The 26,267-nt window shown below is 70.5% G+C and carries 28 protein-coding genes; 19 read left to right on the forward strand and 9 right to left on the reverse strand.

From position 1 onward, the window contains the following. The first annotated feature begins 16 nt into the window (after positions 1-16). On the forward strand, positions 17-598 hold the full coding sequence (locus E1218_RS02590) for a RidA family protein (protein ID WP_233711953.1): 582 nt from the start codon (positions 17-19) through the stop codon (positions 596-598). Here the strand turns inward: E1218_RS02590 and E1218_RS02595 are convergent. Both E1218_RS02595 and E1218_RS02600 read right to left on the reverse strand, forming a co-directional pair. Next, positions 507-1,379, reverse strand: a complete 873-nt coding sequence (locus E1218_RS02595; protein WP_132315792.1) for a serine hydrolase — start codon at positions 1,377-1,379, stop codon at positions 507-509. The two genes, E1218_RS02590 and E1218_RS02595, sit on opposite strands and share 92 nt — an antisense overlap. Beyond that, a complete protein-coding gene (locus E1218_RS02600; RefSeq protein WP_132315794.1) occupies positions 1,376-2,257 on the reverse strand; it encodes a LysR family transcriptional regulator in 882 nt (293 codons plus the stop codon). Before E1218_RS02600 ends, E1218_RS02595 begins: the two co-directional genes overlap by 4 nt. Positions 2,258-2,374: 117 nt before the next feature. Between E1218_RS02600 and E1218_RS02605 the strand changes: the two genes are divergently transcribed. Then, positions 2,375-3,313: an MBL fold metallo-hydrolase gene (locus E1218_RS02605; RefSeq protein ID WP_233711954.1), complete on the forward strand. Its 939-nt coding sequence runs from the start codon at positions 2,375-2,377 to the stop codon at positions 3,311-3,313. Here the strand turns inward: E1218_RS02605 and E1218_RS02610 are convergent. Beyond that, complete coding sequence (locus E1218_RS02610) at positions 3,303-4,046, reverse strand: GNAT family N-acetyltransferase (protein WP_202865735.1); 744 nt, start codon at positions 4,044-4,046, stop codon at positions 3,303-3,305. The two genes, E1218_RS02605 and E1218_RS02610, sit on opposite strands and share 11 nt — an antisense overlap. A gap of 48 nt (positions 4,047-4,094) precedes the next feature. After that, positions 4,095-5,501 carry a MocR-like pyridoxine biosynthesis transcription factor PdxR gene (pdxR, locus tag E1218_RS02615; RefSeq protein ID WP_132315796.1) on the reverse strand — a complete coding sequence of 469 codons (1,407 nt, stop codon included), beginning with the start codon at positions 5,499-5,501 and terminating at the stop codon, positions 4,095-4,097. 73 nt (positions 5,502-5,574) lie between these two features. On the opposite strand from pdxR, the gene E1218_RS02620 reads away from it, so the two are divergent. Together E1218_RS02620 and E1218_RS02625 are read left to right on the forward strand one after the other, a co-directional pair. Further along, complete coding sequence (locus E1218_RS02620) at positions 5,575-6,867, forward strand: FAD-binding oxidoreductase (protein WP_132315798.1); 1,293 nt, start codon at positions 5,575-5,577, stop codon at positions 6,865-6,867. Continuing rightward, the gene (locus tag E1218_RS02625) at positions 6,864-7,367 is read left to right on the forward strand and encodes a tetratricopeptide repeat protein (RefSeq protein WP_233711955.1); all 504 of its coding nucleotides are present in this window, start codon (positions 6,864-6,866) and stop codon (positions 7,365-7,367) included. The genes E1218_RS02620 and E1218_RS02625 overlap by 4 nt, the downstream gene beginning before the upstream one ends. A gap of 1 nt (position 7,368) precedes the next feature. Here the strand turns inward: E1218_RS02625 and E1218_RS02630 are convergent, their stop codons facing one another. Both E1218_RS02630 and E1218_RS35865 read right to left on the reverse strand, forming a co-directional pair. Next, the gene (locus tag E1218_RS02630; protein ID WP_132315800.1) at positions 7,369-7,842 is read right to left on the reverse strand and encodes a rhodanese-like domain-containing protein; all 474 of its coding nucleotides are present in this window, start codon (positions 7,840-7,842) and stop codon (positions 7,369-7,371) included. A gap of 93 nt (positions 7,843-7,935) precedes the next feature. Further along, on the reverse strand, positions 7,936-8,103 hold the full coding sequence (locus tag E1218_RS35865; protein ID WP_165949093.1) for a hypothetical protein: 168 nt from the start codon (positions 8,101-8,103) through the stop codon (positions 7,936-7,938). A 131-nt stretch (positions 8,104-8,234) separates the two neighbouring features. Between E1218_RS35865 and E1218_RS02635 the strand changes: the two genes are divergently transcribed. From E1218_RS02635 to E1218_RS02645, 3 genes are all read left to right on the forward strand, one after another. Beyond that, a complete protein-coding gene (locus E1218_RS02635) occupies positions 8,235-8,951 on the forward strand; it encodes a GAF and ANTAR domain-containing protein (RefSeq protein WP_132315802.1) in 717 nt (238 codons plus the stop codon). A 272-nt stretch (positions 8,952-9,223) separates the two neighbouring features. Beyond that, positions 9,224-10,369 carry an ROK family transcriptional regulator gene (locus tag E1218_RS02640; RefSeq protein ID WP_132315804.1) on the forward strand — a complete coding sequence of 382 codons (1,146 nt, stop codon included), beginning with the start codon at positions 9,224-9,226 and terminating at the stop codon, positions 10,367-10,369. A gap of 36 nt (positions 10,370-10,405) precedes the next feature. Then, a complete protein-coding gene (locus E1218_RS02645) occupies positions 10,406-11,080 on the forward strand; it encodes a GNAT family N-acetyltransferase (protein ID WP_132315806.1) in 675 nt (224 codons plus the stop codon). Here E1218_RS02645 and E1218_RS02650 read toward each other — a convergent pair. Then, on the reverse strand, positions 11,024-11,566 hold the full coding sequence (locus E1218_RS02650) for a CGNR zinc finger domain-containing protein (RefSeq protein ID WP_132315808.1): 543 nt from the start codon (positions 11,564-11,566) through the stop codon (positions 11,024-11,026). The genes E1218_RS02645 and E1218_RS02650 overlap by 57 nt on opposite strands. 148 nt (positions 11,567-11,714) lie before the next feature. On the opposite strand from E1218_RS02650, the gene alr reads away from it, so the two are divergent. The 9 genes from alr (at position 11,715) to fdhD (ending at position 21,758) form a co-directional block, all read left to right on the forward strand. Beyond that, positions 11,715-12,872 carry an alanine racemase gene (gene alr / locus E1218_RS02655; protein ID WP_202865736.1) on the forward strand — a complete coding sequence of 386 codons (1,158 nt, stop codon included), beginning with the start codon at positions 11,715-11,717 and terminating at the stop codon, positions 12,870-12,872. After that, on the forward strand, positions 12,869-13,834 hold the full coding sequence (locus E1218_RS02660) for a D-alanine--D-alanine ligase family protein (RefSeq protein ID WP_132315810.1): 966 nt from the start codon (positions 12,869-12,871) through the stop codon (positions 13,832-13,834). The genes alr and E1218_RS02660 overlap by 4 nt, the downstream gene beginning before the upstream one ends. Continuing rightward, entirely contained in the window at positions 13,831-14,532 is a 702-nt protein-coding gene (locus E1218_RS02665; RefSeq protein WP_132315812.1) for a M15 family metallopeptidase, read from the forward strand. The genes E1218_RS02660 and E1218_RS02665 overlap by 4 nt, the downstream gene beginning before the upstream one ends. 95 nt (positions 14,533-14,627) lie before the next feature. After that, positions 14,628-15,122 (forward strand): NAD(P)H-dependent oxidoreductase subunit E, encoded by a 495-nt coding sequence (locus tag E1218_RS02670; protein ID WP_165949094.1) that lies wholly within the window; start codon positions 14,628-14,630, stop codon positions 15,120-15,122. Further along, positions 15,119-16,639, forward strand: coding sequence for a formate dehydrogenase beta subunit (locus tag E1218_RS02675; protein ID WP_132315814.1), 1,521 nt, complete (start codon positions 15,119-15,121; stop codon positions 16,637-16,639). Before E1218_RS02670 ends, E1218_RS02675 begins: the two co-directional genes overlap by 4 nt. Positions 16,640-16,715: 76 nt before the next feature. Then, complete coding sequence (fdhF, locus tag E1218_RS02680; RefSeq protein ID WP_132315816.1) at positions 16,716-19,529, forward strand: formate dehydrogenase subunit alpha; 2,814 nt, start codon at positions 16,716-16,718, stop codon at positions 19,527-19,529. Beyond that, positions 19,526-19,744, forward strand: coding sequence for a formate dehydrogenase subunit delta (locus E1218_RS02685; RefSeq protein WP_132315818.1), 219 nt, complete (start codon positions 19,526-19,528; stop codon positions 19,742-19,744). The genes fdhF and E1218_RS02685 overlap by 4 nt, the downstream gene beginning before the upstream one ends. Beyond that, positions 19,741-20,943 carry a molybdopterin molybdotransferase MoeA gene (locus E1218_RS02690; RefSeq protein WP_165949095.1) on the forward strand — a complete coding sequence of 401 codons (1,203 nt, stop codon included), beginning with the start codon at positions 19,741-19,743 and terminating at the stop codon, positions 20,941-20,943. The genes E1218_RS02685 and E1218_RS02690 overlap by 4 nt, the downstream gene beginning before the upstream one ends. Continuing rightward, the gene (gene fdhD / locus E1218_RS02695; protein ID WP_132315822.1) at positions 20,931-21,758 is read left to right on the forward strand and encodes a formate dehydrogenase accessory sulfurtransferase FdhD; all 828 of its coding nucleotides are present in this window, start codon (positions 20,931-20,933) and stop codon (positions 21,756-21,758) included. The genes E1218_RS02690 and fdhD overlap by 13 nt, the downstream gene beginning before the upstream one ends. Here the strand turns inward: fdhD and E1218_RS02700 are convergent. Both E1218_RS02700 and E1218_RS02705 read right to left on the reverse strand, forming a co-directional pair. Then, positions 21,755-22,186, reverse strand: a complete 432-nt coding sequence (locus tag E1218_RS02700; RefSeq protein ID WP_132315824.1) for a MerR family transcriptional regulator — start codon at positions 22,184-22,186, stop codon at positions 21,755-21,757. The two genes, fdhD and E1218_RS02700, sit on opposite strands and share 4 nt — an antisense overlap. A gap of 42 nt (positions 22,187-22,228) precedes the next feature. Then, entirely contained in the window at positions 22,229-23,263 is a 1,035-nt protein-coding gene (locus E1218_RS02705; RefSeq protein ID WP_233711956.1) for an aminotransferase class V-fold PLP-dependent enzyme, read from the reverse strand. An 85-nt stretch (positions 23,264-23,348) separates the two neighbouring features. Between E1218_RS02705 and E1218_RS02710 the strand changes: the two genes are divergently transcribed. From E1218_RS02710 to E1218_RS02720, 3 genes are all read left to right on the forward strand, one after another. Then, positions 23,349-24,392 (forward strand): aldo/keto reductase, encoded by a 1,044-nt coding sequence (locus tag E1218_RS02710; RefSeq protein WP_132315828.1) that lies wholly within the window; start codon positions 23,349-23,351, stop codon positions 24,390-24,392. 128 nt (positions 24,393-24,520) lie between these two features. Then, positions 24,521-24,670 (forward strand): hypothetical protein, encoded by a 150-nt coding sequence (locus E1218_RS02715; protein ID WP_202865737.1) that lies wholly within the window; start codon positions 24,521-24,523, stop codon positions 24,668-24,670. Positions 24,671-25,046: 376 nt separating this feature from the next. Then, the gene (locus tag E1218_RS02720) at positions 25,047-26,051 is read left to right on the forward strand and encodes a LacI family DNA-binding transcriptional regulator (RefSeq protein WP_233711957.1); all 1,005 of its coding nucleotides are present in this window, start codon (positions 25,047-25,049) and stop codon (positions 26,049-26,051) included. The last annotated feature ends 216 nt before the right edge of the window (positions 26,052-26,267 follow it).

Consider the following 26,267-nt stretch of genomic DNA (forward strand, 5'->3'; position numbering starts at 1 on the left):
GGAAACCGCCTTCCGAATGGTAGTCGGAGCCCGCCGCCCGGGCACCATCTCTTCGCGGAAGGCCCGGCCGCGGAGGGAGAATGAGCCGACGACGATCCGGGAGGAACTCTTGAGCAAGCTTTCACACCCCACGCCCGAAGGTGTCGCGGCGGGCAACGGGTACAGCCATGTGGTGACCGGGCCAGGACAGTGGGTGGCGATCGCCGGGCAGGCCGCCTTGGATGCCGATGGCAACTTCGTCGGGGCCGGCGACCCGGCGGCGCAGGCGCGCCAGGTGTTCGCGAACCTGGACAGCTGCCTGCGCGCCGCCGGCGCCACCTTCGCCGACGTGGTCAAGCTGAACTTCTACGTCACCGACATCGCCCACCTGCCGGCGATCCGGACGGCGCGGACGAGTACGTCGACACCGCCACCCCGCCCGCCAGCACCGCGGTCCAGGTCGTCGCCCTGTTCAAACCCGAGGCGTTGCTCGAGATCGAGGCGTACGCCGTCGTCCAGCGGACCGCCTAACGCAGCAGATCGACCGCCGCCCGGGCCGCTTCGCCGATGGCCGCGTCGACCCGGGGCTGGCGGAAGTCACCGCGAGCGGCCAGCGTGAAGACCGCGATCGCGAACGCGGCGCCGCCGGGAAGCGTGACCACCCCGACCTCGTGGCGCAGCGCTCCGAAGGTGCCGGTCTTCCCGGCGACGCGAACTCCGTCGTGCGGGAAGCCGGACGCCATCCGGTGCTGGAAGATCTGCCGGTGCATCGTCGCCTGCACGAACTCCGTCTGCCCGGCCGACAGCAACTCGCCCGCCCACAACCGCCGGAGCAGCAGCGTCATGTCCCGCGGAGTGCTCGCCGACGCGTTCGCCGCCTCATAGACACCCACCGGGTCCGTCCGGTCGTTGTCGGCGAGAACGGCGAGCGCCGCATCCGGGTCGTCCAGGCCCGTCCGCCGCTGCAGGTCCCGCAGGTTCGCCGCGGTCCCCCGCCGTACCCACGTCCGGTGCAGGCCGAAGGATTCGAGCAGGTCCGCCAGCCGCCGCAGCCCGACCAACCCCAGCAGTGCGTCGGCGGAGGCGTTGTCCGACACCGTCATCATCGACACGGCCAGGTCCCGCAGGGACATCGTCACCGGATCCGCCAGAACCGAGAGCCCGGTCGGCCCGGCCGTCCGTTCCGACGGATCCAAGGTCAGTCGCTCGAGCGGGTCGAGCTCCCCCAGGTCCACCAGCCGGCAGAACCCGGCCAGCAACGGCAGCTTGTACACCGACGCCATCGGTACGACGCCGTCCGCGTCCACCTCGACCGTGTCCGACGGCGAGTCGAACGCGACCGCGTGCAGCCAGCCGCGTACGCCGGCGTCCTCGAAGACCGCCCGGATCCGCGCGTTCACGACACCACCAGCGCGTTCGTCAGTTGCGCCATCACGTCGGCCGGCCGCAGGAACGGCGTACGCGTCCTGGACCAGACCAGCCGCAACCGGACCGGCAACGGATCGTCGACCAGGCGGTGCCGCCCTACCCCTGGTGCCGCCAGCGCAGGATCCGCGGTCACCACGATCGCCTGCCCCGCGGCTGCCATCGCGAGCCCGGCCCGCTCGTCGGTGACCACGACGGTCCCGCCGTCCGGCCGATGCAGCGCCAACGTGTCCAGGAACAGGTCGCGAGCCGCCGGCGCCTCCGCCCGCGGCCGGACGGCGACCGGCACCCCGCTGAGCTGCCGCAACTTCACCTCGCCGCCGTCATCGGGCACGAGCGCGGTCGGGACCAGCGCATACGTCGGCAGCAACGTGACCGCGCCCGCCTCGAGCCCGTCGAGGACGGCGGGATGCAGTACGACGGCGAGCGTCAGCCGGCCCGCGGACACCTGACCGACCAGCGAGCTCGTCGGCGCGGACACCACCGTCACCCGGCTGCCCGGGATCGCCGCACCACAGGCCGCCGCCACGGCGGCACCAGCGGACGACGGCACCTCCGGCGCCAGCCCGAGCCGGATCTCCGGGCCCTCCGGATCGCGGGCGACGGCGGCCTGGTGCAACTCCTCGATCGAGCTCAGCGCACGGCGCGCGTACGGCAGCAGCGCCGCCCCGGCCGGAGTCAGCTCGACCCGGCCCTGCCCGCGCTCGAACAGCTTGGCGCCGACCAGCGCCTCGAGCCGCCGCAGCCCCTGCGACAGCGGCGGCTGGGTGATCCCGACGACTCGGGCGGCGTCGCCGAAGTGCTGCTCCTCGGCCAGCGCGATGAAGATCTGCAGGTGCCGCTCAGTCAGCATGACGCTGCTGACCTGCAGTGATATGTCGCGGCAATCGACTCATGCCCGAGAGCATATTCGACACCACGCAACCGGCTCGCCTTGACTGGGTGCTCCGGTACGACGAGAGGAGACGGCGTGAAAGTGAGTCGGAGAGGAATCATCACGGGGGCGGCGGCGGCCGGTGCCGCCGGAGTCGTCGGGGTGGCGACCCGCGGCGAGGCGGCGATCGCGGAGGAGACCGCCACGGCAGCATCCCAGGAACGGCAGGGCGTCCAGCTGACCTGGTTCGGAACGCACGCGTGGCAGGTCCGGTCGGGGAAGAACATCGTCCTGACCGATCCGTGGATCACCCGGTTCAAGACCGGCACGTTCACCCCCGAAGGCGCCGACCCCAAGGCCGAACTGGTCATCAAGCCGGACGTCATCGACCGCTACATCTCCACGGCCGACGCGATCCTGGTGCATCACGGGCACTACGACCACATGGCCGACGTACCGTACGTCGCCAGGAAGACACAGGCGACCGTGCTCGGCACCGAGTCGCACGTCAACATGCTGAAGGCCATGCGGACCCCGGCGAACCTGCTGTCACCCGTGCGCGGCGGCGAGTACCTCCCGTTCGAGGGGTTCACCGTCGAGGTCTTCCCGTCGCTGCACTCCTGCGGCGGCCGGCACCACACCTACGCGTACCCGGGCTACCGGCTCGACGGCGTACCGCCGCGGCCGCGGGTGATCGAGGACCTACTCGAGGGCGGGACGCTCGCGTACGTGATCACCATCGGCGGTGTCCGGATCCTCAGCCTGAGCACGGCGAACTTCGACCCGAACGCCCTGCGCGACCTGCAGGTGGACGTCGTCCTCGCCGCCCCGGGCGGCGAACCCGGCATCACCGACCGACTGCTGCGCACGATCAAGCCGGTGCGCACGGTCATCGCCACCCACTGGGACGACTTCGACCTGCCGCTGGACGAGCCGGGAGTGCCTTGGACCGACCTGACCAAGCTGCGCACCTCGGTCGAGAGGGCCGGCGCGGAGTTCGTCGTCCTGGACCATCTGGAAAAGCTCAGCCTTTGACGCGGTAGTGGTACCGCGAGACGGTCAGGAAGCCGAGCCGGTCGTACAGGGCCCGGGCCGGCTCGTTGGCCACGACCACCTGCAGGAACGTCCGCCGGACTCCCAGAGTGGTTGCCTGCTGCAACAACGCGCGCATGACCGCCTGGGCGAGCCCCTGCCGGCGGTAGCGCTCGTCGACGGCGAGGCAGTACAGCCCGGCCCAGTCGTCGACGAGCGCCAGCCGGCCGATCGCCTTGACCGGACCGGTCGACGGGACGGTGGCGTAGAGGGCGCGGCTGCGATCGAGGATCTCCCGGGCGGTCGCCTGCTCGTCCGCGCCACCGTGCCCGTCGATCCGCCACCAGGCATCCATCCAGGCGTCGTCGGGCGCGGAGGAAATATTCACCTCGACCGGCCCGTCGGGCAACCGGTCGAGCAGGTCGGCCACCTCGGCGCACTGCACCAGCGTCGGTGCCTGCACCGCATAGCCCCGGGCTTCCAGCCGCTCGTCCAGGTCAGCGGGCTGGACCGCCGGACTGATGTGGAAGCTCGGCGTGATGCCGTGCGCCTGGTACAGGTTCTCCACGTAGTCCAAGGCTCGTTCGAGGTCGAACGGCGCGCTCGCCGGCAGCACGGAGTTGGCTCGCTTGGTGACGCCGCGGTTGCGGCGGAGGACCCAGCCGTCGAGCTCGGTCTTGGCCTCGGCGGGCCAGCCCTGGTTCATCAAGCTGTCGATGCGAGCTGCGCTGATCACTCCACCCAGCGTAGAAGCAAGCGAATCAACTTGCAAGCAGATGGATGTTTATTCACTCACGCCGGATACCGCGGCCGCGAGCAGGTCGATGCCCTCGACAACGGCCTTCACAGTCAGACTGCCGTAGCCGAAGACCAGCCCGGACCGTCCCTTGCCGTCCATCCAGTACGGCGCCAGCCCGTAGACCCCGAGCCCACGCTCCAGCGCCGCCGCGGTCACCGCGCTCTCGGACAGGCCCGGCGGCAGCCAGGTCATCACATGCAGGCCGGCCGACACCCCGACCGGGACCAGCTCCGGCAGCCGCACCGCCATCCGGTCGACCAGCGTGTCCCGGATCAGCCGGTACTGCGGCCGCATCCGGCGCAGATGGCGGTCGAACTCACCCCGCGCGACGAAGTCCGCGAACGCCAACTGCTCCAGCACCGGCGACCCGCGATCGTCCATCAGCTTCGCCTCGGACATGGCCTCGACCAGCCGCGGCGGCAGGATCAGCCACCCGAGCCGCAAGCCCGGAGCCAGCGTCTTGCTCGCGGTCCCGGCGTACGCGACCCGGTCCGGTGACAGTCCCTGCATCGCGCCGATCGGCTCCCGGTCGTACCGGTACTCCGCGTCGTAGTCGTCCTCGATCACCAGTGCGTCCCGCCGCGCCGCCCACGCCACCAGCGCCGCCCGGGTCTCCGGCGACGCCACCGCCCCGGTGGGGAACTGGTGCGCGGCCGTGACCAGGACGAGGTCCGCCCCGGACTGCTCGAGCGCGTCGACATCGATCCCGGTCTCCAGCACGGGTACGCCGACTACCTCCAGCCCGGCCGCCACGGCGACCTCTCGGAGCTCGTTGTCCGACGGGTCCTCGACCGCGAGCCGCCGGTAGCCCTGCTTGGCGAGGACCTGCAGCAGCAACCGCGATCCCTGGGCGAAACCGTTGCAGATCAGCATGTTCTCGGGTCGTGCCGCCGTACCGCGGACCCGGTTCAGGTAGTCCGCCAGCGCGTGCCGGAGCTCGAGCGCGCCGCGGCCGTCGAGGTAGGCGAGGCTGAGGTGCGGCATCTCGTTCAGCACCTTGCGGAGGGACCGCATCCAGGCAGCGCGCGGGAACTGGGAGACGTCCGGCTTGCTGTACTTGAAGTCGATCCGGAGCGAAACCGCGGTGGTGCGAGCGGTCGCCGAGGCCTCGGCCACGGCGACGTCGGCGACCTGGGTGTAGCCGCCGCCCCGGCTGACCAGATAGCCCTCGGCCACGAGTTGCTGGTAGGCCTCGACCACCACGCCGCGGGACAGGCCGAGGTCCGCGGCGAGCGCGCGGGTCGACGGCATCACCGTGTCGGCGCGCATCAGGCCCTGCCGGATCCGGTCCCGGATCGCCTTCTCCAACTGCTGGTGCAAGGGCACGCCGGCGTCCCGCCGGAGCTCCACCAGCAGCTCGCCGGCGCCAGAACTGGTCCTGGTTCGGCTCACGCAACTGGACCTTATCGGAGTACCGCTGCGCTGTCAGGGTGATGGAGAGCCCGAATGGACAAGGAGCGGAACGATGAACAAGCTGCTGCAGGCCGGGGACGCCGGCTACGACGAGGCCCGGTCCGTCTGGAACGCGATGGTCGACTGCCACCCGGCCGCGATCGCGCGCTGCCACGACACCGCGGACGTCGTCGCCGCGGTCCGGTTCGCCCGGGAGACCGGTCTGGAGATCGGCGTCCGATGCGGCGGCCACAGTATCGCCGGCCACGCCGTTCCCGACGGTGGCCTGATGATCGACCTCACCCCGATGAACGCGGTCCGCGTGGCGCCGGAGCGGAAGCGGGCGTACGTGCAGGGAGGTGCGTTGCTGGGCGAGCTCGACAAGGCGGCCCAGCGCTACGGCCTGGCGACGACCGCGGGAAACGTCTCGCACACCGGCGTCGGCGGCCTGACGCTCGGCGGCGGGATGGGCTGGCTGGCCCGGCAGTTCGGGCTGGCCTGCGACAACGTGGTGTCGTACGAGCTGGTCACCGCGGACGGTGACGTCGTCCGGGCGAGCGCCGACGAGAACTCCGAGCTGTTCTGGGGTCTGCGCGGTGGAGGCGGGAACTTCGGCATCGTCACGTCGTTCGAGTTCCGGCTGCACCACATCGGCACCCGGGCCCTGGTGGCCGAGTTCAGGTATCCGTCCGCGGCCGGCTTCGACGTACTGCGGGCCTGGCGTGAGCTCAGCACGACCGCGCCGCGGGAGGCGACGTTCACCGCGAGCATCACGGCCGACGCCGTCACCGTCGGATACGTGTGGGTCGGCGACGGCGGCTACGAGTTGCTGGACGCCTTCCAGGCCCTGGGTCCGGCCGACGAGTACGTCGAGGAGATGCCCTACCTGACCCTGCAGAGCCGCGACGACAGCGTGCAGGGTCACCGCTACCGCCGCTACTGGAAGGGCCACTACTTCAAGTCGCTGCCCGACGACGCGATCCACGCCCTGCTGCGCACTCCCGGTGTGTCCGCCAGCCTGCAGGCGTACGGCGGCGCGATCGCCGACGTGGCCGACGACGACGCGGCCTTCAGCCACCGGGACACGCAGTTCGAGTTCGTCACCGCCACCCGCTGGGAAGACCCGGCCGAGGACCCGACGCGGATCGCCCGGCTGCGCGACTACGCCGCCACCCTGGCGCCGTACGCCGGCGGCGCCTACCTCAACGTCCTCAACGGCGACTCCATCGACCGCGCGTTCCCCCCGGCCAAACTCGCCCGCCTGACCGCCCTCAAGACCCAGTACGACCCCCACAACACCTTTCACCTCAACCAGAACATCCGGCCCGCCGGGTCGGCCGCTGTGGTCGGCATGATGGGTGGGTGACGACAACTGAGCTGACGGCGGAGTTGCGGGCAGCGATCGAGGAGGGGTTCGCGCGGCGGGACCGGGCGAACATGCAGCCGACGATCGACTTCTTCGAGAAACTGCTGGCCGACCATCCGGACTACCCGTACGTGCTCTACCAGGTCGGCGGCTCCTATGACACTGCCGGCCAGGAGGAACAGGCGGTCGCGTACTACGAGCGCGCGCTGCCCGGCCTGACCGGTGAAACCCGGCGCAAGTGCCTGCTCCAGTACGGCAGTACCCTGCGGAACCTGGACCGCTTCGACGAGTCGCTGGCGGTGTTCAAGGCGGCCTGCGCCGAGTTCCCGGAGTCGGACTCGCTGCGCGTCTTCAAGTCGCTCACGCTGCACGCGGCCGGCCACAAGGACAAGGCCCTGGCCACCCTGCTGCTGGTCGTCGCCGACCGTCTCGGGACCCCGGAGATCAAGCGCTACGAGGCCGCCATCCGCGGCAACGCCGAGGAGCTCGCCAACCTCTGAGTCAGCAGGCGCAGGCGATCCCGCGCGGGGCGGTCAGCGGGTCGGCCGGCCCGCGTTCGACGCCGTCGGCGGTCTCCACCGGCAGCCCCTCGCGGTGCCAGTACTCGAAGCCGCCGATCATCTCCTTGACCGGGTAGCCGAGCCGGGCGAACTCGAGCGCGGCCTTAGTCGCGCCGTTGCACCCCGGCCCCCAGCAGTACGTGACCACCGTCGTGCCCGGCGGTACGACGGTCGCCGCGCGGGCCTCGATCTCCCGGGTCGGCAGATGGATCGCGCCGGGTACGTGACCCTGGTCCCAGCTCTCCTGGCTCCGGCTGTCGACCAGCACCCAGCCGGCCACGCCGGCGCCGATGTCGGCAGCCACGTCGGAGACGTCGGCCTCGAAGGACAACCGGCCGGCGAAGTGCGCGACGGCCGCGTCCCGCCCGGCGGCGGGGGTCTGCAGAACAGCCGAGGTATGCAGGTCAACGGACATCCAGGGCTCCTTGTCGGTCAGCGGAGCCACCAGCGTCCGGCATCCCGTCACCGCGCGAAAGTGGCAGAAATGCCCTGGTGCAACAAGATGCAGTCACGCCTTCATCGTGGCCCGTGCCTGAGCCACAGGAGCGCGGCCCAGGATGGCCGCGGCCAGCTCCGCGGAGCTGCCCGCCTGGGTCCGGAGAAAGGCACGCACGGGTGCCGCGAACTCCCGCCGCCAGCTGGTCCGGCCGCTCAGCAGCGCGGAGAAGTCCGCCATGGCCTCACTGTATCGTTCTGGGTTCCGGGACCCAGAAATCGGCGGGCGATCCGGCTAACAGTTTGAGGGGTGCGGGCTGCATTATGTCTCCTGAGGATCACTCCAGCCACGGGGTGCCCGATGGCTCGAGCATGACTGGAGTCCCCTTGACCGAGCAAGACCTCGCCGCGACGTCAGCCGACGCCTTCGCTCGGCTGGCGATCGAGATGCACGACGCACCAGGAGTGGAGGAGACGATCGACGCGGTCGTCCAGTTCGCTCTCCAGGCGCTGAACTGCAGCTACGCCGGCGTCGCCCTGTACACCCGTGGCTCCCAGCCCGAGGTCGCCGCCACCACCGATCCGGTGGTCGACGACGTGTACTCCCTGCAGATCAACAGTCAGAACGGCCCGCTGGTCACCGCCCTGCGGGACCGCGCGACCGTCCTGATCCGCGACACCCTGACCGACGACCGCTGGCCGGAGTGGGCCGAGAAGGTCGCCGCGCTCGGTGTCCGCAGCGTGCTCGACGTCCCGCTGACCACCGGCGACGGGAACCGCTCGACGGTCGGCGTCCTCGGCCTCTACAGCCCGATCCCGGACGCCTTCGGCGAGGACGACGAGGCCATCGCGCACATCCTCGCCCGGCACGCCTCGGTCGCGGTCGCCGCCGCCCGGCACGAGGAGACGATGGCCCAGGCCGTCGACGCCCGCAAGCTCGTCGGCCAGGCGATGGGCATCCTGATGGAACGCTTCGACGTCGACGGCGACCGCGCCTTCGCCATCCTCAAGCGCTATTCGCAGGACACCAACACCAAGCTCCGCGACGTCGCCCAGCAACTCATCGACACCCGCAAACTCCCGCACTGACACCGCCTGGTCGTGTCCGGCGGCCCGCCGGACACGTTGAAACGTTCCGAAAATATAGGAAAACAGCGACCGCCTTTCAGGTGTCGCGGGTGCATACTTCAAGAAGAATTGGGTACTTCGCCCGCACTTGGTCCGCGCTGGCGCGCGTTCCGGACACCTGCGGACCGTGGGGTTGAACTCGACGCCGGGGCTTGTGCGGCCAGAACCGCGGACCGGGTCACGTCCCGGCGTCCAACCCGCCCTGCACGACGACCACCGTTTACCCTGGGCGCGTGGGTGAATGGCGACCATTGACGGGTCCGTCTCGGCAGGTGGCGCTGGAGATCCTGCTGGACGGGCCGCTGTCGCGCGCCGAACTCTCCCGCCGGGTGGGACTGTCGCCGGGCAGTCTGACCCGGCTGACGAAGCCGCTGGTGGAGTCCGGGCTGCTCGTGGAGGTCTCGGCCGGCCCGACGGACGCCCGCGTCGGCCGGCCGTCGCAACCGCTCGACCTCGACCCTGCCGCCCATCACTTCGTCGGCGTCAAACTCACCGGGGACTCCGCGATCGGCGTACTGACGACGCTGCGAGCCGAGGTGATCGCGCGCATCGAGAGCCCGCTGACCGACCACACGCCGTCGGCCGTCGCCGCGCTCGTACTCGAGTTGGCCGACGACCTCGCCGCCCGGACACCCGGGCAGCGCCCGGTCAGCGGTCTCGGCGTGACCGTGGGCGGCCGGGTCTCCGGCAGTTCCGAGGTCCGGTGGGGTCCGTACCTGGACTGGGTCGACGTCCCGCTCGGTGAACTGCTCGCGGCCGGCACCGACGTTCCGGTGGTGGTCGCGAACGATCTCGACGCGCTGACCGAGGCGACCCACTGGTTCGGCGCCGGCCGCGGCGCCGAACGCTTCGTGCTGCTGACGATCGGAGTCGGGATCGGCTACGGGCTCGTGGTCCACAACCGGACGGTCGACAGCCCCGACACCAGCATCGGCCTGATCGGCCACCATCCCCTGGTGACGGACGGGCCGCGCTGCGACCGCGGCCACCGCGGGTGCGCGATGAGCCTGCTGACCGTCGGCGCCATCACCGAGCAGGTCGGCGGCGCGCTCGGCCGCCCGGTCGACTACGAGGAGTGCCTCGACCTCGCCGCGAAGGGGGACGTCGCGGCCCAGCAGGTCGTGGGCCGGGCCGGCCGCGCGCTAGGCCGGCTGATCGCGGCGGCCGCGAACTTCACCATGCCCGAGCTCGTCGTCCTCGGCGGCGAAGGGGTCCGGCTGGCCGAGGTCGCCCACGACGAGCTGCGCGCCGGCCTGCACGCCGACCGGCACCCGTCGGGCGCGGAACTGCCGATGGTCCGCCAGCCCGCGGACTTCGGCGAGTGGGCTCGCGGCGCGGCGGTGGTCGCCATCCAGACGTTCGTACTCGGCAGACAGTAACCGGCTAATCTGATTTGAACAGTTACACTCGACGGCATGGACGAGCTGTTGAGGCGCTGGGTCGAGGGAGGGCGGCTGTGCCGGGGGCTGGCTCCGGCGATCGAGTACGGCGACGCGCTGGCCGTCACCCTCGGACTGCCGGGACGCGAGCGGGAGCTGTTCGCTCTGACGGACGAGTCCGCGGTGGTGGACCGACTGGCGGCCGGGACGGACCAGGACGTCTGGCTGACGGTGACCACACAGGACGGCGACACGATGGCGCGCCGGTTGACGGACGCCGGGCTGGAGCCGTTCGCGGAGCACAGGCAATTGATGTCGATCGACCTGGAGATTCATCCTCGGCCGTCGCCGGCGTACGCGGTCGAGGTCGAGTCGCGGGGACCGCTGGAGTACGTACGAATCCTCGCCTCGGATGGCGAGGTCGCCGCTCACGGGATGGCGGCGGTCGTCGGTGGTGACGCGGTCATGCATGACATCCAGACCGATCCGGCGTACCGGCGGCGCGGGCTCGGCAGTGTGGTGATGGGCGCGCTCAGCCGGCGGGCGGTGGAACGAGGCGCGTCGGCCGGGCTGCTGATGGCGAGCGCGGAGGGCGGCTACCTCTACACCAAGCTCGGCTGGTTGCCAGAAGCAACCATGGTGACTGCGAAGCGGTCAGGTGCTGCGGGCGCGGTGGGCAGCGACCTTGGTGCGGTTCTGGCAGGCGGTTGAACAGAAGCGCTGGCTGCGGTTCCGGGTCGCGTCGAGGAACAGGTCCTCGCACCGGGCGGCCTCGCAGCGGCGGAGGCGATGGACGTCGCCGCTGCCGAGCAGCATCGCGGTCGCGGTCGCGAACTCCGCGATCCACCCGGTCGCCACACCCGGGTCACCGAAGTGCAGGTGCCAGGGAGCATCCTCGTGCCGGGTCAGTTGTGGCGCCGCCTTCGTGCTCCTGAGCAGCGCGTTGACCACCTCGACCGCCGCGTCGACGTCACCGGCCGGCAGGCAGCTGAGAGCGTCGTACAACCGTCGGCCGCCGGGGGCGTACGCCTCGACCTCCACACCGACCGCCTGCCTGGTGGTCAGTCGCAGCACGTCCTGCACGGCGGTCACGGTCGGCTCCGGGGAACGACGGCCATGGCGCCAGGCGGACCCGAAGGTGTTGGCCAGTGCGATCGCCGCCACGAGCGAGGCCTTCAGATGGTTCGTGGCTTCCACCTGTCCAGTATGCCGTGGAAAGTTCGCCGGGCCGGACGATTTCGTTCCTGTGGATGAGCGGAGTCATACCAGGGTCGTAGCCGCGGTCCGGAAACATCGGCCTTCGAACCGATGAGCCGGATGTTTGCCGGAAACAACAATAACGGCCATGAACCCGGTGCAGAGCCCGTCCCGCCATCGTACGGTGGCCGACAAGTCGCCCGGCGCGTCCGTTGCCGGTCTGGCCGAGGCCGTCGTCGACCTCTCGGCGGTGCGCGACAACGTCCGCACCTTCCGCCGCCTGGTCCCGCAGGGGATTGTCGCCGTGGTCAAGGCCGATGCCTTCGGCCACGGCGCCGTACCGGTCGCCCGCGCCGCCGTCGAGGCCGGCGCGACCTGGCTGGGCGTCGCGCGGGCCGAGGAAGCGCTGCAACTGCGCGCGGCCGGGCTGACGGCCCCGATCCTCACCTGGTTGTACGACGCCGCCGAACTCATGCTCCTCGGCGATGTCGACGTGGACGTGAGCGTCTCGACGGTCGCGGAACTGCAGCGCGTGGTGTCCAATCCCTCGGTCCGGCGCGTGCAGCTCAAACTCGACACCGGATTGCACCGGTCCGGCAGTCCGCCTGATCGGTGGGTCGAGCTCACCCGCGCCGCCGCGCATTGCGAGGCCCTCGGCGCGGTCACGGTCCGCGGCATCTGGTCGCATCTCTCGCACGGTGTCTCCCCGGATGCCGCCCAGAGCACTCAACAGCTACAACTCCTCCGTGCTGGCGTGGCCCTGGCCCGACGAGCTGGCTTGCGGCCGAGCGTCGTCCATCTGGCCAACTCCGCCGGGGCGATCACGCTGGACGCGCCCGACTGCGAGCTGGTCCGGATCGGGGCCGGGCTGTACGGGATCGACGAACTGGGCATCGGGCTGCGGCCGGCCATGCGGCTGATGACCAAGCTGACCCAGGTACGGCGGATCCGCGCAGGTGAGGGGGTTTCGTACGGGCACGACTTCGTCGCGGAGCGGGACACGACGGTGGCCCTGGTGCCCCTCGGCTACGCCGACGGCATCCCGCGGATCGTGTCCGGACAGGCGAGCGTGCTGTGCCGGGGAGTCCGGATGCCGGTGATCGGCCGGATCGCCATGGACCAGTTCGTCGTGGACGCCGGCGACCTGCCGGTCGAGCCGGGTGAGCCGGTCACCCTCTTCGGCGACGGCTCCCGCGGGGAACCGACCTGCGCGGACTGGGCCGAGTGGGCCGGCACCATCCCCCACGAGGTCTACTGCGGCATCGGGACCCGAGTACCCCGCCGCTACGAGGAGGCAGCCCGGTGAAGGTGGCGGTCGTGATGGGTGGCGCCGGACCCGAGCACCAGGTGTCGCTGGCCAGCGGTCGCGGGATCGTCAAGGCGATCGGTCTCCTCGGACACACCGCGATCCCGTTGCAGATCGATGCTGACGGCAACTGGGTCGACGGCCAGCACGAGGCGATCGAGATCCTCCAGGCCTGCGACGTCACCGTCCCGGCTGTCCACGGGGAGGGCGGTGAGGACGGCACGCTGCAGGGCTTCCTGCAGCAGTTGAAGGTCCCGTACGTCGGCAGCGGGGTGGCGGCCAGCGCGGTCGGACTCGACAAGCACCTCACCAAAGCCGTGCTGAGAGCCCACGGCATCGCGGTCGCCCCGGGGATCACGCTGGCCGGGCCGGACCTGTCGGACACCGAGGTCGCGATGCAGAAGCTGAAGGCGGCCGGTCTGGGCTTCCCGGTCTTCGTGAAACCCGGCAACGGCGGGTCGAGCTTCGGCGTGGCCCGGGCGACCGACCTGCCGTCGTTGACGCAGGCGATCGCCGATGCCGCCGTACTCGATCCGCACGTGCTGGTGGAGCGGGAGATGGTCGGCCGGGAGATCGACCTCGCGGTGCTCGAGTTCCCGGACGGGCGGGTCGACACCGCGCCCGCCCTGGAGATCCACAGCGATCCGGGACAGCCGTTCTTCAACGCGACCGCGAAGTACGGCAGCAATGCCACCCGGTTCGTCGTCCCGGCTCCGCTGGAGCCGGCGCTCGCCGAGCGCCTGCGGCGGACGGCGATCGAGGTCTTCGCAGTACTCGGTTGCGAAGGCCTGGCCCGGGTCGACTTCTTCGTCCCACCGGACGGCGATCCGGTGGTCAACGAGATCAACACCTTTCCCGGGTTCACGCCCGCGTCCCAGTTCCCGCGGATGTGGGCAGCGGCCGGGTTGAGCTACGCCGAGGTGGTCGACACCCTGCTCCGGACGGCGGTGGCCCGCGGATGACCGTGCTGCTGAGCGACGAGCGGATCACCCGGATCCCGGTGATCGAGCGCGGCGAGCCGATGGTCGACCTCTGCACCCGTGGCATCTCGACGCCGGATCGGCAGTTCGCCCGGGAAAGCGTCGCGGACCGGCTCGCGATCGCCGACGCCTTCCTGCCGGCCGGCGTTCGCCTGCACGTCGTGGAGGGCCTCCGCCCGATCGAGACGCAGCACGCGATCTACCGCGGCTACCGGGCAGAGCTCGAGCGCCTGCACCCGGGCAGCTCCGACCACGAGCTGGACGAGCTCGCGAGCCGGTTCGTCTCTCCGGTCGAGGTCGCGCCGCACGTCGCCGGGGCCGCCGTCGACCTGACATTGATCGGCGCCCACGGCCCCCTCGACCTCGGTACGCCGATCGACGCCACCCCCGAGCAGAGCAACGGCGCCTGCTTCTTCGACGCGACCAACCTCAGCCAGGAAGCCCGGACGAACCGCTCCCTGCTGGCCGACGTCCTCACCGCCGCCGGGCTGGTGAACTATCCGACCGAGTGGTGGCACTGGTCCTTCGGCGACCGCTACTGGGCCCACCTGGAAACCCGCGACCACGCGATCTACGGCCCCGCGGGCGCCGGGACCGCCTTCTCTGCGGCGCGGCCTACTTGTTCCCCGGCTGACCAGGCGGTCATGCCTGGACGGGAGATCTCGAAGGCCAGGCAGTAGTCCGGTCTCGGCCGGCACCGTTGATAGACGCCGTCTATCAGGTCATAGGCAGCATTGCTTTGACCCTGCGGCATTGGCGACGGAATGTTGTATACATGACGAGTGAGGTCGTGGCCACAGCCTCCGTCCCGGTTCCCGGGCGGGCCCAGCGAGTGCTTGAGATAGCCACCGAGCTACGGGGGCTGCGGGGATCGCTGATCCCGATCCTGCACGCGATCCAGGAGGACCTGGGGTACGTCGACCAGGGCGACATCCCGGTCGTCGCCGACGTCCTGAACATCGCCGTGGCCGAGGTCCACGGCGTGGTCACGTTCTACAAGGACTTCCGCCGTACGCCGGCTGGACGGACCACCGTGGCGATCTGCCAGGCGGAGGCGTGCCGGTCGGTCGGCGCGGTCGCGCTGGCCGACCACGCCAAGCGCAGTACCGGCTGTGGTTTCGGCGAGACCAGCGCGGACGGGCGGCTGACGCTGGACGAGGTGTTCTGCTTCGGCAACTGCGCCCTCGGCCCGGCGGTGCAGGTCGGTGACAAGTTGCACGGACGGGTGACTCCGGCCCGGCTCGACGCGATCCTCGGGGAGGCTCGATGACGAAGGTCTACGTTCCGACGGACGCGGCGGCGCGATCGGTCGGCGCCGACGAGGTCGCCGAGCGGATCACCGCGATCGCCGGGGTGGAGGTCGTCCGCACCGGCTCCCGCGGCATGCTCTGGCTGGAGCCGATGGTCGAGGTCGAGACGCCGGAGGGCCGCGTCGGCTACGGACCGGTCGCCCCCGAGGACGTCGACGGGCTGGTCGCGGCCGGCATGCTCCGCGGCGAGGTCCGCGACATCGGCGCGTGCCTCGGGCTCGTCGAGGAGTTGCCGTGGATGAAGCGGCAGCAGCGGCTCACGTTCGCGCGGGTCGGCGTGGTCGATCCGCTCTCGGCCGGCGACTACACCGCGCACGGCGGGATCGCGGGCCTGAGGCGAGCACTTTCACTGACCCCGGCCGAGGTCGTGGAGACCGTGGTCGACTCCGGACTGAGGGGTCGCGGGGGCGCCGGTTTCCCGACCGGCATCAAGTGGCGGACTGTGCTCGGTGCGCAGTCGGACCTGAAGTTCGTCTGCTGCAACGCCGACGAGGGCGACTCGGGCACGTTCGCGGACCGGATGCTGATCGAGGGCGACCCGTTCACGCTGATCGAGGGGATGACGATCGCGGCGTACGCGGTCGGCGCGACCGAAGGCTACGTCTACCTGCGGTCGGAGTATCCGGACGCGGTCGCGACCCTGAAGGAGGCGATCGAGATCGCCCGCGTCGAGGGCTGGCTCGGCGCCGACGTCCTCGGCTCCGGGTTCACCTTCGACCTGCACGTGCGCGTCGGCGCCGGCGCGTACATCTGTGGTGAAGAGACCTCGATGCTGGAGAGTCTCGAAGGCAAGCGAGGTACGGTGCGCGCGAAGCCGCCGATCCCTGCACTGGAGGGGCTTTTCGGCCGGCCGACCGTGGTCAACAACGTGCTGTCGCTGGCCACGGTTCCGACCATTCTCGCGCACGGCGCCGAGGCTTACGCGGCGTACGGCGTCGGCCGCTCGCTGGGCACCAGCGTGTTCCAGCTCGGCGGCAACGTCGCCCGCGGCGGGATCGTGGAGACCGCGTTCGGCATCACCCTCGGCGAACTGGTGAACGACTTCGGCGGCGGCACGTCGTCGGGACGCCCGGTGCGGGCCGCCCAGGTGGGCGGCCCGCTCGGCGCGTACCTCCCGGTCGAGCAGTTCGACCTGCCGATGGACTACGAGGCGTTCGCGGCCGCCGGCGCGATGGTCGGGCACGGCGGGATCGTGGTGTTCGACGAGACCGTGGACATGGCCTCGATGGCCCGGTTCGCGTTCGAGTTCTGCGCGGCCGAGTCGTGCGGCAAGTGCACGCCGTGCCGGGTCGGCGCGGTCCGCGGGGTGGAGACGATCGACCGGATCGTGGCCGGTGACGACCGGCAGAAGAACCTCGTGCTGCTCGACGACCTGTGCGAGTTGATGACCGACGGCTCGCTCTGCGCGATGGGTGGGCTGACCCCCATGCCCGTCCGCAGTGCCGTCCGCCACTTCGGAGAGGACTTCACCACATGAACGAGCGAAGCGAATTCATCATCGAACACAGCCGCCGTTGCGCCTCATCCGCGCCCGGAGCGAAGCGAGGACGCGGATGAGCTTGCTCAAGGAACCCGACTTCGGCACGCCAGCCCGCCCCGGCGAGGCCACAGTCACGGTCACCGTCGACGGGGTCGGTGTCGCTGTCCCACCCGGGACGTCGGTGATGCGCGCGGCCAAGGAGGCCGGGCTGGACATTCCCAAACTGTGCGCGACGGACAGTCTCGAGGCCTTCGGTTCCTGCCGGTTGTGCGTCGTCGAGATCGACGGCGTCCGCGGTACGCCGGCCTCGTGTACGACGCCGGTCGCGGACGGGATGGTGGTCCGGACCCAGAACGAGCGGCTCGGCAGACTGCGCCGCGGCGTGATGGAGCTGTACATCTCCGACCACCCGCTCGACTGCCTGACCTGCTCGGCCAACGGCGACTGCGAACTGCAGGACATGGCCGGCGTCACCGGTCTTCGCGAGGTCCGCTACGGCTCCGGCGTCGAGGCCGGCGCCAACCACCTGGACGCGCCAACGGACACCTCCAACCCGTACTTCGACTTCGAGGCGTCGAAGTGCATCGCGTGTTCACGGTGCGTCCGGGCCTGTGACGAAGTACAGGGGACGCTGGCACTGACCATCGAGGGCCGTGGCTTCGACTCCAAGGTCGCCGCCGGTGCCGGGGTGTCGTTCTTCGAGTCCGACTGCGTCTCGTGCGGCGCGTGTGTACAGGCGTGCCCGACCGCGACGCTGCAGGAGAAGTCGGTCATCGAGCTCGGCATGCCGACCCGGTCGGTCGTCACGACCTGCGCGTACTGCGGTGTCGGCTGCTCGTTCAAGGCCGAGTTGCGCGGTGACGAACTGGTCCGGATGGTGCCGTACAAGAACGGCGGCGCGAACGAGGGCCACTCGTGCGTGAAGGGCCGGTTCGCCTTCGGGTACGCCAGCCACCCCGACCGCGTGCTCGAGCCGATGGTGCGCGACACCACCGCGGACGAGTGGCGGACGGTCTCCTGGGACGAGGCGATCGGCTTCACCGCCCGCCGGCTCCGGGAGATCCAGGCCGAGCACGGACAGGGCTCGATCGGCGCAATCACCTCGTCGCGGACCACGAACGAGGAGGTGTACGCCGTCCAGAAGATGGTCCGCGCGGTGTTCGGCAACAACAACGTCGACACCTGCGCCCGGGTCTGCCACTCGCCGACCGGGTACGGCCTGAAACAGACCTTCGGCGAGTCCGCCGGCACCCAGGACTTCAAGTCGGTCGAGGAGGCCGACGTGATCTTGGTGATCGGCGCCAACCCGACCGACGGGCACCCGGTGTTCGCGTCCCGGATGAAGAAGCGGCTCCGCCAGGGCGCCAAGCTGATCGTCGCCGACCCGCGCCGGATCGACCTGGTCCGCTCGCCGCACATCGAGGCCGCCCACCACCTGCAACTGGCGCCGGGGACGAACGTCGCGATCATCAATGCGATCGCCCACGTGGTGGTCACCGAGGACCTGGTCGACCGCGAGTTCGTCGCCGAGCGGTGCGAGGACTTCGAGGCCTGGGAGTCGTTCATCGCGCAGCCCGAGCACAGCCCGGAGGCGGTCGCCGGGATCACCGGCGTACCGGCCGAGGAGATCCGCGCGGCGGCCCGGCTGTACGCCACCGGCGGCAACGCCGCGATCTACTACGGACTCGGCGTCACCGAGCACAGCCAGGGCTCGACCATGGTGATGGGGATGGCGAACCTCGCGATGGCCACCGGCAACATCGGCCGGCGCGGCGTCGGGGTGAACCCGCTGCGCGGCCAGAACAACGTCCAGGGCTCGTGCGACATGGGCTCGTTCCCGCACGAACTGCCCGGCTACCGCCACGTCTCGGACGACGGTGTCCGCGAGGTCTACGAGCAGCTGTGGGGTACGCCGCTGCTGAACGAGCCCGGTCTGCGGATCCCGAACATGTTCGACGCGGCGATCGACGGTTCGTTCAAGGCGCTGTTCGTGCAGGGCGAGGACATCGCCCAGTCCGACCCGAACACCCAGCACGTGTTCGCGGCGCTCGGTGCGCTGGACCTGCTCGTCGTCCAGGACCTGTTCGTCAACGAGACGGCGAAGTTCGCGCACGTGCTGCTGCCCGGTACGTCGTTCCTGGAGAAGGACGGCACGTTCACGAACGCCGAGCGCCGGATCAACCGGGTCCGCCCGGTGATGGCGCCGAAGACCGGCAAGCAGGAGTGGCAGATCGTCTGTGAGATCGCCCAGCAGATGGGCTACCCGATGCACTACGATTCGGCGAGCCAGATCATGGACGAGATCGCGCTGACCACCCCGACGTTCATGGGGGTGTCGTTCGACAAGCTCGACACGGTGGGCTCCGTCCAGTGGCCGTGCAACCTCGAGCACCCGGACGGGACGCCGATCATGCACTCCGACGAGTTCACCCGGGGCAAGGGCAGGTTCATGGAGACCGTGTACGTGCCGACCAGTGAGCGGTCGACGCGGAAGTTCCCGCTGATCCTGACCACCGGCCGGATCCTGTCGCAGTACAACGTCGGTGCGCAGACCCGGCGAACCGCGAACGTCGCCTGGCACCCCGAGGACGTCCTCGAGCTGCACCCGCACGACGCCGAGGTCCGCGGCATCGAGGACGGCGACGCGGTCGCGCTGTCGAGCCGGGTCGGCCGGACGGCGCTGCGGGCGAAGCTGTCCGACCGGATGCCGGTCGGAGTCTGCTACACCACGTTCCACCACCCGGTGAGCGGGGCGAACGTGGTCACCACGGACAATTCAGATTGGGCGACGAACTGCCCGGAGTACAAGGTCACCGCCGTCCAGGTCGATCTGCTGACACAGCCGACGGCGACCACCGCCGAGCGGGAGCCGGTGGTCGCCCGATGAGCGGCACGGTTCCGCCGTACGTGCGGCTGGCGAACGAGATTGCGGTCCAGTTCGCGCACCGGCAGCCGGCGGACGCGGCCACCGCGATCGCGAACCACATGAAGGCCGCGTGGGACCCGCGGATGAAGAAGGCCCTGATCGCCCATGTCGAGGCCGGTGCCGAGGACCTCGACCCGGCCGCGGCGCTGGCCGCCCGGCAGCTGGCGGCCACGTGACCCAACCGCACGACGTCCCACGGCACGCGGAAGCCGTGTTGCCGTGGGACGTCGCCCGGGAGTTGGCGCATGCGGCGACCACACCCCTGAAGCCCGTGTCCCGCACACTGGCCGAAGCGGAGGGCGCCGTACTGGCCACGCCGCTCGTCTCCCCCGGTGCGGTGCCTCCGGTCGACCGGTCCGCGATGGACGGGTACGCCGTACGTGGTGCGGGGCCGTGGCGACTGGTAGGCCACGTTGGTGCGGCCTCACGCGCCCCGGTGGAGTTGGCCGACGGCGAGGCCTGCAGCGTCACCACCGGAGCCGCGGTGCCGATCGGGGCGACCTCAGTGGTGCGGGACGAGGACGCCACGCTCGTCGGTGAGCTCCTGCAGGGTCGGGGGGAGCCTGGGCGGCATATCAGACGGGCCGGCGAGGAGTGTCGGGCCGGCGAGCAACTGCTGCCTGCCGGTGTCGTCGTGGACCCACCGGTTCTGGGCGCGGCGGCGTCGGTCGGTCTCAACCGGCTCACCGTCGTACCGCGGCCGCGGGTGGCGGCGATCGTCACCGGCGACGAGTTGGTGCATCGGGGTCCGTCCGGACCGGGGCGCGTACGTGACGCCATCGGACCGATGCTGCCCGGCCTGGTCACGCGGACCGGCGCGCTCGCCGCACCGGTCACGCATCTCGCCGACGATCGGGCAGCGCTGGTCGACGCACTGCTGTCGGCGGATGCGGAGCTCATTCTGATCTCCGGTTCGTCGGCGTCCGGGCCGGCGGATCATCTGCGCCCGGCCCTGTTCGCGCTCGGCGCCGAGCTGATCGTCGACGGGGTCGCCTGCCGGCCCGGTCACCCACAGGCTCTCGCGCGGTTCGCCGACGGGCGGCTCGTGGTCGGGCTGCCCGGCAACCCGTTCGCCGCGCTGGCCGCGTTCCTGACAGTGGGCGTGGCCGCGATCCGGCGGATGCGCGGCCTTCCCCTTCCTGCGCTGACGGTTGCGCCGGTTCCCGGTGGGTTGCCATGTCATCCGCGCAGTACACGACTCGTCCCCGTCCGGGTCACCACGCAAGGCGCCGTACCGCTGGGGCACGGTGGGTCCGCGATGCTGCGTGGAGTCGCGGCCGCCGATGCGCTGGCCGTGGTCGATCCCGGTCCGGCCGAGGCGATCGCCGCCCGGCTGCTGCCACTCGATCCAGGAGCGCGACCATGGGGCGTCTGATCGCACGTCGTCCGGTACTGCGGCTCGGCCCGGACGGCGATCGCTCCCGGCCGGACTCGATCGCGGTCGAGGAACCACTCGAGCTGCGCGTGGACGGCAAGCCGCTCGCGGTCACCATGCGGACGCCGGGCCACGACGTCGAGCTGGCACACGGGTTCCTGCACACCGAAGGCGTGATCGGCGGCGTCGACGACATCCACGACGCCCGGTACTGCGACTCCCGCGACGACGAGGGCCGGAACACGTACAACGTCCTCGACGTCGGCCTCGCACGAGGGGTGCCGCCACCGGTCACCGGGGTCGAGCGGAACTTCTACACCACGTCGTCCTGCGGTGTCTGCGGGAAGGCGTCATTGGACGCCGTACGACTGAAAACGCGGTACTCCCCGGCGGACGACCCGGTCCGCGTGCCGTTCGACGTACTGGCCGGTCTGCCCGACGCGCTCCGGGAGAGGCAGCAGGTATTCGACCGCACCGGTGGTCTGCACGCCGCCGGGCTCTTCACCGCCGCCGGTGAGTTGCTGGTCGTCCGCGAGGACGTCGGCCGCCACAACGCCGTCGACAAGGTCGTCGGCTGGGCAGTCCTCGCCGGTCACGTCCCGGCCCGCTCCTGCATCCTGATCGTCTCCGGCCGTACGTCGTTCGAGCTCGCCCAGAAGGCGGTCATGGCAGGCATCCCCGTCCTCGGCGCGGTCTCGGCCCCGTCCTCCCTCGCCGTCGACCTGGCCCACGAGTCCGGCCTGACCCTCGCCGGCTTCATCCGCAACGCGACCATGAACGTCTACACCCACCCCGAGCGGATCGTGCTGACCTAAAACGCGGCCGAGGTGTCCGTTGGGGTGGAGGGGGCCGCCCAGAGGCAGTCGGCGGTGCCTTCGGCGAGGCGTTGCTGGTAAAGGTCGACCTTGTGGGTGATGACGTTCAGGCACTCGTTGAGTTCCTGAATCTGGGCGGTGACGCGGTCCTGGTGGCTGCGGAGGAGAGCCAGCCGGTCCTGCTCGTTGCCGGGACCTTGCCGGACCAGGTCGGTGTACTTTCGGATGGTGTCCAGCGGCATCCCGGACGACCGGAACCTGATGCACATGGCGAGCCAGTCGACGTCGTCCTCGGTGTAGACGCGGCGGCCGTTCGGCTCCCGCCGGACCGGATCCGCGAGCAGCCCCTCGCGCTCGTAGAACCGGAGGGCGTGCACGCTCAACCCGGTCCGCTCCGCCACCTGCCCGATGCTCAGTCCCGTGCTCATAGGCGGCACCTTAGCCCGGACCTAGACCACCCTCTAGCCGTTTTACAGCAGAGGTTTGAGGGCCGCGAGCGCCTGATGTACGTCGGCCCGCGTCGTGTAGACGTGGAACGACGCCCGCAGCTTGCCGTCCCGGACAGCGGCCCGGATCCCCGCGGCGGCGAACGCCTCCTGCGCGCCGGCCAGCGTGGTGCTGACGATCGCCGAGTTCGACGGCGGCATGCCGAGTCCGGCGCGGAACTCGTTCGCGAGGTCCAGGTTGTGGCGGTTGATCGTCTCGACGCCGATCTGCTCGACCAGCTCGAGTGCCGGCGCCGCGCCGACGAAGCAGAACCACGCCGGCGACTGGTCGAATCGCCGGGCACCGTCTGCGAGCTCCATCCGGGTCCCGTAGTACGAGCTGTGCACGTCCGCGGCGGCGTACCAGCCGGCGGCCGACGGGCGGCAGAGCTCCTGCAGACGCGGCGAGAGGTACCCGAGGGTGGCCCCCCGGGGCGACATCAGCCACTTGTAGGTGTGCGCGACCAGGACGTCGATGCCGTCCACGGTCAGCGGCAGCCAGCCGAGCGCCTGACTGGCGTCGATCACCACCAGCGCACCAATTTCCTTGCTAGCGGCAACAACCGCGGCGAGGTCGAGGACGGCGCCGGTCGACGACTGGACCGCGCTGACCGCGACCAGGTCGATCCCCGGCCGGATCGCCGCGACCAGCTCCTCCCCCGGAACGCCGGCCACCTCGACGCCACGGTCCGCGTGCGCCATCCACGGGAACACGTTCGAGGTGAACTCGACGTCGTCGGTCAGCACCTTCGCGCCGTCCGGCAACGCGGTCGCGACCGGAGCCAGCGCCGCGGAGACCGTGCTGCCGACGAACACGTCGGCCGCGTCGGCACCGATCAGCCGGGCGAACGACTCCCGGCTGCGGGTCGTCGACTCGTCCCACGGCTCCCAGCTCGTCGCGCCGACCCGCCAGTCGGACAGCGCGGCCTGCAACGCCTCCCAGGCGGGCCGCGGCGGCAGCCCGTACGACGCGGTGTTCAACCAGCCCGGCTCCGGGTTCCACAGCTCTGCGAACTCCACGGCCTCCACCCTACGGCGGGCTTGACCTAGACAGCGCTCCAGCTCCTAGCGTTCCTGGCATCAGCCACGCCGAAGGAGCTTGTACATGCGTTACCGCACGCTGGGTGGGACCGGGATCGAGGTCAGCGCGCACTGCCTCGGGACGATGATGTTCGGCGCGGTCGGCAACCCCGACCATGACGACAGCATCCGCATCATCCACGCCGCCCTCGACCAGGGCATCAACTTCGTCGACACCGCGGACATGTACTCCCGCGGCGAGTCCGAGGAGATCGTCGGCAAGGCGCTGAAGGGCCGCCGCGACGACGTCGTCCTCGCCACCAAGGTGCACTTCCCGCTCGAGGACGGCACCCGCAACCGCAGCGGCAACTCGCGCCGGTGGATCGTCCAGGAGGTGGAGAACAGTCTGCGCCGGCTCGGCACGGACTGGATCGACCTGTACCAGATCCACCGGCCGGACTACAGCACGGACATCGAGGAGACCCTGTGGGTGCTGACCGACCTGGTCAGCCAGGGAAAGATCCGCGCGTTCGGGTCGTCGACGTTCCCGGCCGAGGACATCATGAACGCGCACCACGTCGCCGAACGGCGCGGCTACGGCAGGTTCCGGACCGAGCAGCCGCCGTACTCGCTGATCAGCCGCGGGATCGAGCGGTCGCTGTTGCCGACGACCCAGCGGCTCGGGATGGGCGTGCTCACGTGGAGTCCGCTGGCGTCGGGATTCCTGTCGGGCAAGGTGCGCAAGGACCGGCAGGTCGACCTGACCACGGGCCGTGCGGCACTGACGCCGTTCCGGTTCGACCCGTCGATCCCCGGGAACGCGGCGAAGTTCGACGCGGTCGAGCGATTGATCGAGGTGGCCGACAGCATCGGCCGCACGCTGCCCGAGCTCGCGGTGGCCTTCGCCGGCACGCATCCCGGGGTGACCTCGGTGATCAGCGGACCGCGCACGATGGAACACCTCGACGGCCTGCTGAAGGGCGCCGACCTGACGCTGGACGACGCCGCCCTGGACCGGATCGACGAGATCGTTCCTCCGGGCACCGACCTCTACCCGCCGGACGGCGCCTGGCGTCCGCCGTCCCTCGTGGATCCGACGCTGCGTCGTCGTCCGGCCGCGGACCGCTGACGCTACCGCCGGACTTTTCAGTCGTTGCAGATCGGGCACCGGGAGGTCGATCTGCAACGAAAGAAGTGAGGACGATGGGACTGCCGCAGTCCATCCGCAACGCAGCGGAACCCTGGACAGCGAAGGAAGTGAGCAAGCTGAAGGAGCTGGCCGCCGACAACCTGCCACCGTCGGTGATCAGCATGCGCCTCGGCCGCCCGGAAGCGGCGATCCTGAGCAAGGCCCTGCAGGCCGGTATCAGGCTGATGCCACTGAACCGCCCGCCGTACGGCGCTTAGCCGCGTCGCAGCGGGACCGGTGCGACCGCACCGGCGACGGTGCAGCTCAGCGCCGACACACAGCCAGGATCGTCGCCGGGGGCACGTGGTCGACGGCGACGGCACCTGCGACGGCACCTGCAACGGCACCGGGGGCAAGGCGATCGACAGCAGCGCACGCTGCGTGCCGAACATCGCTCCGTGACTCGCCGGATCGGCCCACCGCTGGAGGGCCGTCGCCTCGACCGCGGAGTACGGTCCCCAGACCGCAAGGCCCAGGTTCGACTCAGACGTGAGTCAGTCATCTGACTCGCTCATACTACTCCGCCGGCCCGGGCGTGTCGCCGGGTGCACTACGGTGTTGAGGACCAGATCCGGTGAGTCGGGGGGTGATGCCGTGGCAGTGACGATGCGGGACGTGGCCCGGCACGCCGGGGTGTCGCCGAAGACCGTGTCCAACGTGATGAACGGCTATCCGTACATCCGCGAGGAGACCCGGACGAAGGTGCTCGCCTCGATCGATGCCCTCGGCTACCAGATGAACATCTCCGCCCGGAACCTGAAGTCCGGCCGGACCGGCATCATCGGCCTGGCCGTCCCCGAGCTGAGCAACCCGTACTTCGCCGAGCTCGCGGACGCGGCGATCGCGGCCGCGAGCGAGCACGGCCTGACCGTGATGATCGAGACCACGAACGCCGACCGCGAACGCGAGCTGACCGCCCTCGCCCGGCCGCGCGGCCACCTGGTCGACGGACTCCTCTACAGCCCGCTCGGCCTCGGCCCCGAGGACGTCGACCAGCTCCGCACGCCGACGCCGATGGTGCTGCTCGGCGAGCGGATCTTCCACGGCCCGGTCGACCACGTGATCATCGACAACGTCGAGGGCACCAAAGCGGTCGTCCGGCACGTGCTGGACGAGGGTCGCCGCCGGATCGCGGTCATCGGCATCCGGCCCGGCGAGCTGGTCGGCACCGCCGCCATCCGGTACGCCGCCTACGCCGAGACGCTGGCGGAGTACGGCGTACCGGTGCCGGACAAGCTGGCCGTGTCGGGCGGGCAGTGGCACCGGTCGAGCGGAGCGGACTCGCTCGAGGAGCTGCTGGCGACCGGGCTGGAGTTCGACGCCGTGTTCGCGCTCAACGACACGCTGGCACTCGGCGCGGTGCGGGCGCTGACCGCCCGCGGCATCCGGATCCCGGACGACGTCGCGGTCGCGGGCTTCGACAACATCGACGAGGCCAGCTACAGCAGCCCGACCCTGACCACGGTGGACCCGAACCGGGTCCACATCGCCCGGACGGCGGTCGAACTGCTGGTCCGGCGGATGGCCGGCGACGTGTCCGAGCACCAGGAGATCGTCGCGCCGTACGAGCTGCACGTCCGCGAGTCCACCGTCGGTTGACGGTCACCCAAAGCCACCGCCGGTGAGGGGTTGACGGTCCAGGACCGCCCGGGCATCATCTCTACACCGATGTAGTACACCGATGTAAAAGCATGCGCCGAGTGCCTCGACCCCCCGGCCGGCGCGGCGCTGACGCACGCCCGAAACCGTGCTCCACCCCCCGCCAGGAGGACACGCTGATGCTTGATCGACCCCCTCCCGTCTCCCGCCGAGCGG

The organism is Kribbella turkmenica (genome assembly GCF_004348725.1).
Classification (GTDB): Bacteria; Actinomycetota; Actinomycetes; order Propionibacteriales; family Kribbellaceae; genus Kribbella; species Kribbella turkmenica.